Origin of the sequence: Nonomuraea sp. NPDC050404 (genome assembly GCF_040655495.1) — a bacterium.
Classification (GTDB): domain Bacteria; phylum Actinomycetota; class Actinomycetes; order Streptosporangiales; family Streptosporangiaceae; genus Nonomuraea.
Genome location: NZ_JBFAKB010000037.1, coordinates 52476 through 65781, shown reverse-complemented (window position 1 = coordinate 65781; position 13306 = coordinate 52476). Strand labels below are relative to the sequence as shown.

General features: G+C 70.0%; 7 protein-coding genes. 1 reads left to right on the top strand and 6 read right to left on the bottom strand.

Annotation, left to right across the window (positions count from 1 at the left end; all coding sequences use genetic code 11):
• Window positions 1-2: 2 nt before the first annotated feature.
• Window positions 3-1994: an ABC transporter substrate-binding protein gene (locus tag AB0I81_RS55745; RefSeq protein ID WP_360677029.1), complete on the bottom strand. Its 1992-nt coding sequence runs from the start codon at window positions 1992-1994 to the stop codon at window positions 3-5.
• Between the two features lie 167 nt (window positions 1995-2161).
• On the opposite strand from AB0I81_RS55745, the gene AB0I81_RS55740 reads away from it, so the two are divergent.
• Entirely contained in the window at window positions 2162-4423 is a 2262-nt protein-coding gene (locus AB0I81_RS55740) for a family 78 glycoside hydrolase catalytic domain (RefSeq protein ID WP_360677027.1), read from the top strand.
• A 522-nt stretch (window positions 4424-4945) separates the two neighbouring features.
• Here AB0I81_RS55740 and AB0I81_RS55735 read toward each other — a convergent pair.
• The 5 genes from AB0I81_RS55735 to AB0I81_RS55715 are packed head-to-tail and all read right to left on the bottom strand — an operon-like array spanning window position 4946 to window position 13267.
• Window positions 4946-5131: a hypothetical protein gene (locus AB0I81_RS55735; RefSeq protein ID WP_360677025.1), complete on the bottom strand. Its 186-nt coding sequence runs from the start codon at window positions 5129-5131 to the stop codon at window positions 4946-4948.
• A 55-nt stretch (window positions 5132-5186) separates the two neighbouring features.
• Window positions 5187-6407: a TIGR02679 family protein gene (locus AB0I81_RS55730; protein WP_360677023.1), complete on the bottom strand. Its 1221-nt coding sequence runs from the start codon at window positions 6405-6407 to the stop codon at window positions 5187-5189.
• Window positions 6400-10443, bottom strand: coding sequence for a TIGR02680 family protein (locus AB0I81_RS55725; RefSeq protein ID WP_360677021.1), 4044 nt, complete (start codon window positions 10441-10443; stop codon window positions 6400-6402). Before AB0I81_RS55725 ends, AB0I81_RS55730 begins: the two co-directional genes overlap by 8 nt.
• Window positions 10440-11780: a TIGR02678 family protein gene (locus tag AB0I81_RS55720; RefSeq protein ID WP_360677019.1), complete on the bottom strand. Its 1341-nt coding sequence runs from the start codon at window positions 11778-11780 to the stop codon at window positions 10440-10442. The genes AB0I81_RS55725 and AB0I81_RS55720 overlap by 4 nt, the downstream gene beginning before the upstream one ends.
• Window positions 11777-13267 (bottom strand): TIGR02677 family protein, encoded by a 1491-nt coding sequence (locus AB0I81_RS55715; protein ID WP_360677017.1) that lies wholly within the window; start codon window positions 13265-13267, stop codon window positions 11777-11779. Before AB0I81_RS55715 ends, AB0I81_RS55720 begins: the two co-directional genes overlap by 4 nt.
• Between the last annotated feature and the right edge of the window lie 39 nt (window positions 13268-13306).

The following is a 13306-nucleotide window of genomic DNA, read 5'->3' as shown; positions in this document are numbered from 1 at the left end:
GACTACTTCGCCTCCAGGAAGAACTGCTCGGGGTGCAGCGGGCCGGGGGTGGGATAGATGAAGTTGAAGATGTAGTCGTCGGGGAAGTTGCGGAAGCCGTTCTGCACGACCGTGTAGGCGCCCACCGGCAGGCACAGCCCGATCGTGAAGAATTCCTGTTTCGCGATGGCGAGGATCTGCTTGAACAGCGCCTGCTGTTCGGTAGGGCCGATGGTCGTGTTGATCTGGTCGTACAGCTTCATCTGCCGCTTGACCTGCGCCGGCGGTTCCTCACCCTTGGTGCCGCCGCTGGCGTACCAGGTGGCCCAGTCGGGAGCCCACAGGCATTCGGCGTTGTGCGGCATCCACAGGCGGGGGTCGTACAGTCCGTCGAGGAGGCCGCCACCGGCCGTCCACACCGCCGCGGTGAGTTCGTTGACGCTCTTGCGCTGGTTGAACAGCGAACGGTCCATCGACTGCACGCGCATCTGGACGCCGGCTTTGCGCCAGTACCGGGCGATGAGGTTCAGCGCGCTGATCGCCTCCGGCTGCTGGGTGACCACCGCCATGTCGAAGGCCAGCGGCCGCCCGTCGGGCAGCAGCCGGATCCCGTCGTCCCCGCGCTTGGACAGGCCGATGCCGTCCAGGAGCGCGTGGGCGCCTGCCAGGTCGAGTTCGGTGTGCTGTTTGGCCAGTTCCTCGTCGAAGAACGGCGACTCCCTGCGTGGCGCGAGTTGCCAGGGTTCGCCCTGCCGCTGGTAGACGGCGTCGATGATCTCCTGACGGTCGATGGCCTTGGACAGCGCGATGCGGAAGTCCCGCTGCCCGAACACCTCGCGCAGGCCCTTGTCCTTGGCGTTCAGGTTGAGCTGCAGCGACACCTGGTTCTGCTCGGCGGTCAGGCAGGGGACGAACCGGTAGCCGCCGCGATTCCTGTTCGCGGCCAGCACCGGCTTGTTGCTCAGAGACATCACGTCCGACTGCGGATAGCTCATCTCGCCGTTGGCCACCTGCACCGCCATCAACTCGGCATCCCCGATGATGTCCAGGGACACCTGATCCAGATAGGGAAGTTGCCGCCCCTGCGGATCGGTCTTCCAGTAGTACGGATTGCGCTCCAGCACCAGACGCGACCCCCGCCCGATCGGCTCTTTGACCACCCAGCACGCCACCGTCGGCAATTCGGTGCTCTGCCAGCGCGGCAGATCCCAATAGCCGCGACCGACCTTGGAATAGAAGTAGTCGCCCCAGGTGGAGAATCCGGCGTCGGCGGCCTTCCCTTCGACGTCCGGGGTGTGGTCCTTGTGGAATGCGATCAGGTAGTGCTTCGGATAGAGCGTGAGGATGTAGCCCGCCGGGGAGGCGAGCCTGGCCAGGAAGAAGCCGTTCGGGGCGGCGAACCTGAACGTGAACGTGTGATCGTCCAGCTTGGCGATCTCGCCTGCGGTGCCGCCCACGGTGAACTCGGGCGAAACGCCTGCGCCGAGATCCCTGTGGCTCATCACCTCCTCGTAGGCGAAGACGATGTCGTCGGCGGTCAGAGGGTGGCCGTCGGACCAGCGCACGCCCTTGCGCAGCCGGAAGGTGAACAGACGGCCGTCTTCGCCGATCTCGACCGACTCCGCGATGTTCGGAGTGGGCGTGGTGAACGCCTCGTCCCAGTTGAGCAGGGCGTCCGTGGCCGCGTACGTGTAGGCCTGGTAGATGGAGATCGCGCCCAGTATCCCGCTCCGCCAGGTGCCGCCGTAGTCCCCAGGACGCTCTTTCGGCGTGATGACCAGCGGCTTTTCCGGCAATCTTCGCGGCAGAGGCGGCAGCGCGCCCGCCTTGACGCGAGCGGCGAGCATGGGTGCCTCCTTCTGACCGGGCTCGATCGCGATCGGCGTCTGCGCGGTACTGGGGGCGATCGTGAAGAAGCCGCAGCCACCGGTCAGTCCGGCGGCTCCCGCCAGCGTCCCGGCCAGCAGGAAAGACCGCCGGCTGACCGGATCACCGAGATGTGTGCGATGCGTCATCGTCACGCTCCAGACGCATGGGAGTCAGGCCACGCACGTGGACAGCGCGGGCGTTAAATCGTTACAATCGCGGACTCTAACCGGTTACAGGCATGTGTCGCAAGACACAGAATTCGCCGTGCGTTTCCTCGCCCGTACCGGCTTCATCGAGCCAGAGGTGGTCCCGCATGACCTGCGACTCGCAGCCTTCCCCAGCTCAACGCGACATCGCGACCCCGGTATGGATCACCCATCCCGACTGGGTGACACCCGGCGAGAACATGTTCCGGGCTCCGGTGCTGGCGAGCCGGTTCGACATTGATCGGCCGGTACGCAGCGCGCGACTGCTCATCGCCGGACTCGGCGTGTGGACGGCGACACTCGACGACCGGCCCCTCACCGACGCCGAACTCGAGCCCGGGGTCAGCGAGTTCCGCACCCGAGTCGCGGCGACCACTGTCGACCTCACCGGAAGACTCGCCCCCGGCCGTCACGAGCTGATCGTCGAGCTGGGCGAGGGCAGCGCCCACGTCCGTGACGTCCCGGGCAGGTACAGCAAGTTCGCCGAGGCGCGCCACGCACCGCGGTTGCTGGCCCGGCTCGATCTCGACCACACCGACGGCACGTCCCGGACGCTCAGCTCGGATCGCTCATGGCGTGCCGCGCTCGGGCCGACCATGTTCACTCACTGGTACGGCGGCGAGGATTACGACGCACGAGCGGGAACGACCGCCTGGGTCGATGCGGTGGAGCTGGACGATCCGGGTCCATCCCCGTGGACCCGCGCGGCCCCTCCGGTCAAGGTCGTCGACACGCTCACCGCCGTCACCCGGACACCGACCCTGAACGGTTTCGTCTGCGACTTCGGCGTCAACCACGCGGGGCGGCCCCTGCTCACCGTCGGCCCCGGCGTGCCCGCCGGCACGCGCATCGAGCTGTGGCCGGCCGAGCACCTCGACGCCCGCGGACGAGCCGATCAGGCGTCGTCGGGCGGGCCGGTCTTCGACACCTACATCACCGGCGGAGACGCCGAGCAGTGGCATCCGAGTTTCTGCTATCACGGCTACCGCTACATCGAGGTCAAGGTGCCTCGCACCCATGCGGACGCGCTCGACCTGCGATCGCAGCAGCTGATGACGGCCGACCGCCGCACGGGCCACTTCTCCTGCTCCGACCCGGCCCTGCAAAAGATCCACGACCTGACCGACCGGGCCGTGCAGTCGAACCTGATGAGCGTACCGACCGACTGTCCGCACCGCGAAAAGCTCGGCTGGCTGGAACAGACCCACCTGGTCTTCGGCCCGGTCTCCCACCTCTACGACGTCAGGGACCACTTCACCGACCTGATCACACACATGATCGACGCGCAGACGGCCGAGGGACTCATTCCGAGCATCGCCCCCGAATTGGTCGTCCTTGACGGCGGCTTCCGCCACGACGTGAACTGGGGAAGCACCATCTGGCGGCTGCCCGGGCAACTGTGGCGGGTCTACGGCGACCTCGAACCGGCCCGCCGCGCGTGGGACGCCGGATTGCGTTACCTCGGCTACGTGTCCGCGCAGGAGAAGGACGGACTGCTCCACGACGGGCTGGCCGATTGGATCGCGCTGGACGAGTCCACTCCACCGCCGCTCGTGCACGGCCACGGATACCTCGCCATGCTGGCCTCCGCCGCCGCCCTGGCCACCGCGCTGGGCAGGGACCCCGCTCCCTTCCTGCGGGACGCGGACCGCGTGCGCCGGCGGTTGCGGGAGGAGTACGCGCTCGACCCCGACCGGATCGGCAGCGGTTCTCAAGCCAGCCTGGCTCTGGCACTCGATGCGGGAATCGTCGCAGACGAACACCATCGTCAGGTCGTCCACCAGCTCGCCGGGCTCGTCGAACACGACGATCACGCCTCCGTCGGCGAAATCGCTCTTCCCGCTCTGTTCCGGGTGCTCGGGCGAGCCGACCGCCATGACCTCCTGTACCGATTGCTCACCCAGACGCACAGTCCGGGCTACGGCGCCATGGTGCGCGATGGCAACACCGCCCTCGCCGAGTCATGGCAGAACAGGCCGGGCCAGGCATCTGCCAATCACTTCATGCTCGGCTATGTGGCCGCATGGTTGACCGAGGACGTCGCCGGGCTCAAACAGGCCACCGATTCCGTCGGGTGGCGGCACGCGGTGATCGCTCCTCGCGGCTTCGACCTGGCAACCGCGGCCGAGGTCTCCTACGACAGCCCGGCGGGGAGGTATCACGTGCGCTGGGAACGCCATGAAAACGTGGCCGAGATCACCGTCCGCGTCCCCGAACACGGCCGGGGATCCTTCGACTGCCCGGCCGGCTACGCCCTGGCGAAGGGTGCATCCGGACCGCTCCCGCCTGGCGAGCACCACCTTCAGGCGATCAGCACAGGATGCCCGGACCACCGAACCCACGAAGGTGTCGTCAGGGCCAGGTGGTGAAGCCCTCGTGCTGGACGGTCCAGCTCTTCTCATGGGGAAGCCCGGACAGTCCAGCCGCCCGAGCGCAACGTCAGAACGGAGAGGCTCGGCGAGGAACTGGGGATAGTACGCGCCTGCTTGAACCTGAGAAGTGAGGCCAATCGGGTTGGGAACGGCTTGACCGGCTCTTCCGCTGGAGCGGACTCGGAGGCCACTTCTGGTGCGATGATCTCCTGGGGAACGTCAGCGTCTTTTGGCGTGCCGACGTCGGGCAATGGCGCCGGCGGGGCGTTTGACGGCTTCACCCGGTGGACGTACGTCTTGACCGTCTTGTCCCCCCCTTGATCGCCACATCGCCATGCTTGGCAAGCTTGGTTTGGATCGACCTCCACGCTCTGTCGACCGACTCCCCGGCGAGCCCGACATCCACCAGCTTGGATTTGATGTCCGTCGCCTTCAACCCGTTGGGGTGTTCGTTGAGTAGTTGGAGCACTAGGCGGAGGGGGTCATCTGTGAACCTCTTGCTGATCTGCTCGGGGTTCATCAAGGAGACGAAGCAAGCGTTCCCTCGGTGACGAGCAGATTGCGGTGGTCCAGCCGGAGACTTTCCTCGGTTCCGTCGTCGTTCCACCGCACGGTGAAGACGCCTCGCTCGCGCGCGAGCACCTCTCCTACACGGACGTGCTCGCCGTCTCCCAGCCGCCGCACCATGACCTGAGTTCGATCCACGAGTCCTAACTGTAGGGGGTGTTTATGTTCTTCTGATCGGACCTTTCCTGGCCGTTCACCGTGTCCTTGTCAAGTCGGAGAGGAGGACGGGGATGAGGCGTTCCTCCATGACCGCGCGCCCGGCTGCAGCCATCCGGCCGGCAAGAGCCGGATCCCACAGACTGACCGCCGGGCTGCCGGTGAGCGGGGTGGATTCGCCCAGCTCCAGTCCGGCGGAGTAGTCGGCCGCCCCCATCCGCCACGCAATCGCGCCGTGCCGCAGCCGGGCGGAGGCGAGGATGCGCAGCCCGGTCCAGTCGAAGTCGGCGCGCCAGCGCGGCCGGGGGCAACCCATGAGCAGCTTGTGGCACGCCGCCGAGGGGATCCCTTCGGTGCAGATCAGAGCGGCCGACGTCGTGCCGAGTTCGGCGGCGGCGGCGCGAAGGACCGCAGGGTTCTCGCAGACGAAGATCTCTTCGACGTCAGGCATGATCTCGTACTCCACCTGCTGCTGGAGGGTGAGCCGGAACGGGATGCCGTGCGCGGCGGCGTCGTTGAGCCAGCGCGACACGACGGTGTCGCCGAGAGTCCTGAGGTTGAGCACGAGCACCTGGCTGGCCAGGTCGTCGAGGATCACCCCGGCCGACTCCCACAGCTCGCGCGGCGCGTGCTCATGGTCGCGCCCGCTTCGCTCCTCGTTGGCTCCTTCGTCGCTCTCTCGTCGCGAGCTCATGCGCTCCGGCTCCCCGGGCGTGCGCAGGGTGAGTGCGCGCAGCACCAGCGTGGCCAGCGGGCTGCCGCGGCCGAGTGCTTTGGTGTCGCCCGTGGCGGCCTCGGCCAGCACCGGAAGCGGAACGAAGGATGCGGGAAGCAGGTCGAGCACGGCGCACGCCTGGCGGACCAGGTGGCCATCGCCGCGCCTGATCAGCCGGGTGAGGGTGCCATCGGAGCTCATCGCGGCCAGCCAGTCGGAGAACCAGGGGGTTCCCGCATGCCGTGAGGGAGTGGCCAGCAGGTCCTTCCTGGCTGCCTCTTCGGCGGCGCGTTCCGCCGCCCTGTCTCTGATCCGGCCGCCCAGCGCCTGGAGCAGCCCGCCGGGGATCGCGGCGTCGAGCGCGGCCAGAGACACAGTGAGCCGTTTGACGCCTTCCGGGCGGTAGATTCCGGTGATGCCGATGATGGCGCGCCGCTCGTCGTCGGTGGGCGCGTTCAGCCCGATGGAGCCTTCCAGCACTCCTCCGGTGCGCTCCAGACGACGGCGGGCGGCCGCCAGGAGACGGGCGGGGAGATCAGCCAACGGGCACCCGCCGCACTCCGGGGGAGCCGAGCGCGACGGTCAGCTCGCCGGCGTCGTCGGCCAGCAGTTCGGCGCCGTCCCACACCAGCAGCAGAGCGCTGACCGTGTGCTCGACGGGCGAGTGGGCCAGGTCGTAGTGGGCCGCGGCGGGCACTGCCGCGTGCGTGGCCCACAGGTCGTAGCCCGTCATGAACAGGTCGAGATCGAACTGGGCGGCCAGGCCCATCAGTTCGCTACGCCCGGTGTCGTCGACACCGGCGAACGCCTCGTCCAGCGCGAGCAGCCGCGGAGCATCGGGTCTGGCCGAGTTGAGCATGGCGTGGGCGGCGGCGAACAGGGGCAGGTGCAGTGAGACCGACTGCTCGCCTCCGGACAGGCGGCTGTGCTTGGCGCGGGTGAGCCGCTCTTCCGCGCCGCCGGGCCGTACGAGCTGGAAGGTGAACTGCCGCCAGCGGCGGTAGTCGAGAACCTTGGTGAGCAGTTCGCGGTAGGGCAGCTCACGCTCGCGCGCCCTGGCGTTCTTGATCTGGCTTGCGAAGTGGGCGCGCATCCGGCTCAGCTCGTCGGGACCGAGCCTGGCCGCGTCGGCGTCGAGCAGCCCGCAGACCGCTCGCTGCTCCTCCTCCAGGTTGTCGGCGAGTTGCCAGCTCACCCCGACCGTGGTGCCGGAGGACATCCTGCGCGAACGCATCTCGGTGTTCATCCGCCTGATCAGGTCTCGGGCATCGACCGTGCGGTCGTGAATCTGCTGAGCCAGCCGGGTGAGCAGCGCGTCCTCCAGGATGCGCTGCTCGGAGTCGCTGAGCAGCTGCTGCTGGTCGCGGCGGGCCTCGGTCATCTTCGCGGCGAAGGCGCCCACCGGCAGCAGGCCGTCCTCGTCGGCGACCCTGACCACGATCACTCCGTCGGCTCCGTCCCACTCCGGGCGATAGTCCTGCCCGGCGGCGGTGAGCTGCGCCTGCAGGTCGTCCAGAGCCCTGGTCAGGCGGGTGGTCGACTGCTTGAGCGAGATCTCCGTCGGTGTCATGTCGCGGGTCACGGACAGGATCGCCTCATGCACGACGCGCACCGCCTCAGGCAGTTGTGCTCCCTCCCAAGACGGCGCCCCACCACCCCCGTGCTCGCCCAGCCAGTCGGCCTCCTGCGCGGGCCAGGTCAGGCCCGGCGGGCACTTGAGCACGTCGAGCAGCTCACGCTGGGCGAAGGGTGCGAGCCCTCTGGCCGTCTGGCGCTCTTCACCCACCGCCACCTGCAGGGATTCCTGTGCCGCCGTCAGCCGGGCGCGGGCCGTGGCGGTCTCGGTGAGCGCCGTCCGCTCGGCGTTCCTGGCCGACTCGACCGTCCTGGACGCGGCGACGATGCCGCCTTCCGCCGCCTCGATCTCGGCCAGCACCTGGCGCGCCTCCGCGCCCATGGTCTGCTGGAGGACTTCCAGCTTGGCGGCCTCCTCGGTGTGCCGCAGCCGCGCCGTCGCAGCGCTCCGCTCAGCGGCCGCCTCATCGTCGGCCGCCGACTCCAGCCGTTCGGTGGCATCGCCGACGGCCTCGCGCTGCCGCGCCTCCTCCCGCCACCGGCCGGACAGCGCGGACGCCGTGCTCTCGAAGCGCCGCAGGGCCTGCGCCACCTGCTCGACCCGCCCGGGGTCGAGCGCGTGCTCGGCGCCGACCCTGCGCAGGGCGCGCTCGGTCACGCCGCACGCGGCCACGGCCGAGTCATAGCCGCTCTGTGCCGCGTCGGCGTTCTCTCTGCTGGCCCGCAGGCGGCCGGCTGCCCCCTGGTGCTCGTGCAGGGCGGCCGCGATCGGTCCGGTCCTGGGCAGCGCGGCGCACGCCGCGTCGATGGCCTCCAGCGCCGACTCGGCGCCTGCCCGCTGCCGGTCAAGACCCGTGATGGTGTCGCTCAGCTCAGCCAGCTTGGCGTCACACTCCGCGAGACGTACGGCACGGCGGCGCGCCCGGGCGGTGGCTCCGACATACTCGGCGTGCTCCTTGTGATGGGCGCCGACCTGGACACCCTGGGCGAACCGCCCGTCGGCGGTGATCGCCGGAGTCTGCCCGCCGAGCGAGACGGAACGCAGGATCGCGGTGATCCGCTCGGGGGAGACCGGCGCACCCTCCTCGGGAACCAGCAACTCGGCAAGGCTGGGCGTGACCGGGGCACCGGGCTCCAGATAGCCCTCGGAATCCCCGGCCGTCACGCTCACGGGGGCCGGCGTCACCCACGCGTCGAGCAGGTTGGCCGCCTCCAGCGCCGCCTCGACCGCCGCCGCCTGCTCGGTCGGCACCTGATCGGCGAACCTGACCAGCCGCCACAGCGGCGCACCCGCCCCGGCCTCGCGCGAAGCCGTACGAGCTGCGAAGGGCGGCGGCGCGTCATCGTGCTCCGCCGCGATCCGCGCCCGCTCGGCGCCCACCCGGGCACGCTCGGCCTCGGCCGCGGACCGCTCCGCGCGCAGCCGCGCGAGCGTGTCACGCAGCTCCTGGACGGCAGCCGCCGTCAGACCCGCGAACACCGTGTCAAGGCCGGGCGCATCCGGCTCACCCACCTGATCGAGCGCCGCCTCCAGGGGCGCGACGTCGAAGCGGTGGTGCTCGGCCCAGGAGGAGAGCTGCTCCTTGGCATGATCTCGTGCCCCGGCCACCGCCTGCGCCGCCTCAGCCTCGGCGGCCTCCGCCCTGGCGAGCGCGGTCATGGCCTGGTCGAGCGTCACCTTGGCCAGGTCGCGTGCCTGCTCGGCCTTCTGCACCGTGGCGAGCGCCTCGCGGACCGCCCGCAGATCGCCTGTCCTGGCGGCGACCCTGCCGCCCACCCGATCGGCGAAACCGCCGCGCTCGGAGTCGCCGGGACTCCACGCGATCCCGGCGGCGGCTGCCTCGGCCGCCAGGTCGGCTGAGGTGCGGGAGACCGCCGCCGCCAGCTCGGCCAGCTCGCGCTGGGCCGAGGACAGCTGGACGCGGGCCTTCTGCGTGGTGGCGGCCCGGCGTTCCAGCTCGGTGACGGCGGTGGCGGCCGTCTCCGCGCAGGTCCTGACCAGCCGCTCGAGGTCGGCGAGCTGCTCGACGGCCTGGTAGGCGGCGCTGCTCTTGAGCTGCTCCAGCCGGGCGCGCAGGCCGGCCAGCGCCTCATCGGCCGCCACCATGGCCGCCTCGGCCTCCGCCTGCTCCCGCTCGGCCGCGGTCAGCGCGCGGGTGGCGGTCACGAGCGCTCCTTGGTGAGTCGCGACGTCGTCGCGGCGGCGGGTCAGCGCGTCGGCCGCCCAGCGTGAGTGCGTGCGCAGGTAGGTGGTGTAGCTGGACAGGAACGCCTGCGTCGCCTCGTCGGCGGCGACCAACCCCTCCAGGGTCCGCGCCACGCTCTCCATGTCGTCGAACGAGCGGGACGCTTCGGCGATCAGGTCGTCGTCGATGGGACGCAACCCGTCGGTGAGGGTGTCGGACAGCTTGCCCGGGTCGAGGTTCTTGGCCAGTTGCGGGCGGCGCAGCGTGAGGATCAGCGTGATCAGCTGCTCGTAACGCTCTCTGCCCAGACCGAACAGCCGCTGGTCGATCGCGTGCCGGTAGTCGGTCGGTGAGGCGGTGAGCGCGTGCTCGCCCAGCTCCTCGACGAGCTGCTTCCTGGTCATCGGCCGGTCGTCGGGTGTGAGCAGCGAGAAGTCCTCGCCGACGCGGCCTTCGGCGACGAAGTGCCAGCGCACTGGGGCGTCGCGGTGGCGCTGGGCGTGCAGGCCGATGCCGACGGTGACGGTCTGGCCGGTGCCGCGGTGGCGCAGCTCGAGCCAGACGTAACCGAGCGCGGTGTCCTGCCCGCGGAAGAGCAGGTTGGACTTCATCGTCCGGTCCTCGGAGGCGAACGGGTTGAGCCGTTTGGGGTCGATCCGCCCGTCGAGCACGAACGGGAAGAGCACCTCCAGCGCCTTGGTCTTGCCGGAGCCGTTGGGGCCGCGCAGGATCAGCCAGCCGTTGGCGAAGGAGAACTCCTCATCGCGGTAGTCCCACAGGTTGATGATCCCGGCCCGGGTGGGGACGTAGCGCGTCATGGTGTTTCCTTGGCGGGTCGTGGCTTGATCACGGCGGTCGTGGCCCGGTAGCGGGCCAGCAGAGGGAGTGCGAGCACGCCGCCCTCGACGCGGGCGACGAGCCCGAGCGCCGACAGCAGGCGTAGAGCCTCGCGCAGCAGCCGGTCGGGATCACCGCGCCAGGCGACGGCGAAGGCGGAACCATAGGTGCTCATGAGCTCCTCCATCGCGCCCTTCAGCCACGCGTCGGTGAGGAACGGGTAGAGCGCGCCCTCGCCGGGCTCGGGCTCGGGTCCGGGCTCGGTGCCAGGCTCCTCCACGGTGAGCTCGGCCACCACGCCTCGGAGTGGCAGACCCGCGTCGATCCTCGCGGCACCGGCCTGAGTGCGTTCGGCCGCGGTCGGCGCGGGCATCGTCGGCAGCTTTCCCTTCGCGACCTGCGCGGCGATGCGCGTGGACAGGAGCAGCGCGGCCTGGGAGGGGGTTCCGCCGCTGGGGAAGCGGATGTCGGACAGGCGGCCCGAGGTGTCGATCAAGGCCAAGCCCTCCGCGCGGCGCTCCACCGCCTGACCGGTGAGCCGTTCGAGGTCCTCGGCCAGGCCGGGGTGGCGCAGCTGGCCGCGCAGCGACTCGCTCACGTCGGCGTAGTAGACGACCGGGCGCTCGAGCACCAGCCGCCTGGCCCTGCGCGCGGCGGCCTCGCGGACGCGGTGCACGCCCTGCACGAGGCCGCGATCGGTCTCCAGCAACCCGGTCACCGAGCCCAGATGTTGCAGCACCCGGCTCGGCCGGTAGATCGCGAAGACGACCTCGCGGTCGATGTCATAGAGCGCCTCTGCCTTGTCGGGACTGCTGGCCCAGTCGGCGGCGGAGCCGTCGGCCAGCGCCAGCGCGCCGCGCTCGGTCAGCCAGGTCACCGCGTCGACGAAGGCGTCTCTGTCGGGCTTGCGCTCGGTGTCGAGGCCCAGGCCGTCGATCCTGGTCGCGTCGGCGGCGACGGCCTCGGCCAGCTCGCTGAGCGCGATCTGGGTGCCTGATCGGCCCAGAGCCGCCAGCGTGAGCACCAGGTAGGCGTATCTGCGCCGGTCGAAGGGCCGGTCGGTCCTGGTCACGGCCGGACGGGTGAGATCGAGATCGTCCTGCACCCGCAGCAGCCGCGCGGTGTTGGCCGTGGTCACCAACCGGTAGCCGAGCAACTCGTGCAGGTCGAAGCGCAGCTGGGCGGCCCACCGGCGGACCAGCGGCAGCGCCGCCCTGTTCGGATGGACCTCGGTGATCAGCGGATGGGCCAGCAGCAGCCGAACCGCCCGCTGGTAGTCGGCCAGCTCGAGCGGGCTCACGTGCTCAGCGACACTCACCTCGACACCTCCAGCCACATGCCGTTCAGGTGCAGGCGCCCGCGTACGGTCCGCACGGTGGTGGAGCCGTCGCAGGGGTGCAGCGTCAGTCGTACGCCATGGGCGGAGGCGCCCGCGGTGACCCGGCGGCTGGTCGCCACCCGGGCGCTGAGCGCATGATCGAGCAGGCTCAGCAGAGTGACGGTCTCAGGCTCGTCGAGGACTCGCTCGTAGACTCCGTCTCCGGCCAGTGAGGCGGCTGCGTCGCGCCGCTGCCTGGCCAGCTTGAGCTGCTCGGTGCGCAGCCACTGCCGCTGGGCGTCGTTGCGCTCGATCCTGGCGGTGGCTCCGGACATGCGCGGCTCCCTGCCCGCCTCGACCAGCCCTCTGGCCAGGCGCACAGGCTCCGCGTCCCACCAGGACCGCCGCGCCGGGACCAGTTCGGGATCCTCGTGCGTGACCGACAGGTGCCGCGGGCCGCCCAGATCGAAGACGGCCTGGAACAGGCCGTGCGCCGCGTCGTCGTCGGGGCATGAGGTGAACCACTGCGCCAGGTGCCGCAGCTGGCTCTCCCTGCTCACTCCGCCTCTGCGCGCCTCGGTCACCCGGCGCAGCAGCGCGAGCACGTTGGCGATCGCGGTAACGGTCGCGCTCTGCAGCCGCTCGGCCTCGCTGTGCGCGCCGTCGCCGAACCAGTGGGTCAGGCCCGCCCAGCGCTGCCGCCAGTCATCCTCTCGCTCGCCGGGCGCGCGGAAGAGCCGGTCGTCGGCCGCGGCCGCGTGCGCGATCAGCCGGTCGACTCCGGTATCCGCCACCTCATGAACGGCTCGCGCCAGACGGGGCGTGAACCTGGCCAGCTCGGCGGTGAACTCGCGCATATGGGTGAGCAACGAGTCCTTGTGCGACAGGAACACCTCTGGCCTGGTGTCGTTCGTGCGGGCCAGGTCGCCCAGCATCAGATAGAAGCGGGCGGCCCGCTGCGCCATGTCGCCGAGGACCTGGTCCAGGCGGCTGAGCTTGCGGTAGACCTCGTCGCCGTCGCCGCTCCTGTTGGCCTCGGCCAGCGCCTCCAGGTCGGCCAGGATGTCGGGAAAGATCAGCCTGGACAGCTGGGCGTCCTCCAGCCTGGCCCCGAGCACCTCCTCCACCGCGCGATAGGCACGATAGCCCGCCTGAGTGAACTGATAGATGTAGTGCCTGTTGCGGTATTCGGCCAGATTGGCCGCCCTGGTGCCGTCGTAACTGCGGTCGAGCAGCTGCCAGTCATTCAGCGAGTCGAGCAGCGACTGCACATCGCCCACCTCTGGGGCGCCGAGCTCGTCGAGCAGATCGCGTACGCCGGAAGCGTGCAGCAGCACCTGGTAGTTGGCCCGCCCGCGGTCGAAGGCACGTAGCACCCACAGGTATTCCAGGCGTTTCTCGGCCGCGGCGAAGTGGAACAGCCGCATCCGGTCATCGAGCGTGAACGCGTCGATCCCGAACGCGCCAGGTGCGTCTTCGAGGTTCACAGATCTCATCCGGCTCTCAGAGGTTCTCGAGGCTCAACC

What these genes read in the sequence shown, in the direction of transcription:
- AB0I81_RS55725 (WP_360677021.1), bottom strand. Translation starts at nt 10,443, where the DNA reads ATGACGCGCTACGTCCCCACCCGGGCCGGGATCATCAACCTGTGGGAC.
- AB0I81_RS55745 (WP_360677029.1), bottom strand. Translation starts at nt 1,994, where the DNA reads ATGACGCATCGCACACATCTCGGTGATCCGGTCAGCCGGCGGTCTTTC.
- AB0I81_RS55740 (WP_360677027.1), top strand. Translation starts at nt 2,162, where the DNA reads ATGACCTGCGACTCGCAGCCTTCCCCAGCTCAACGCGACATCGCGACC.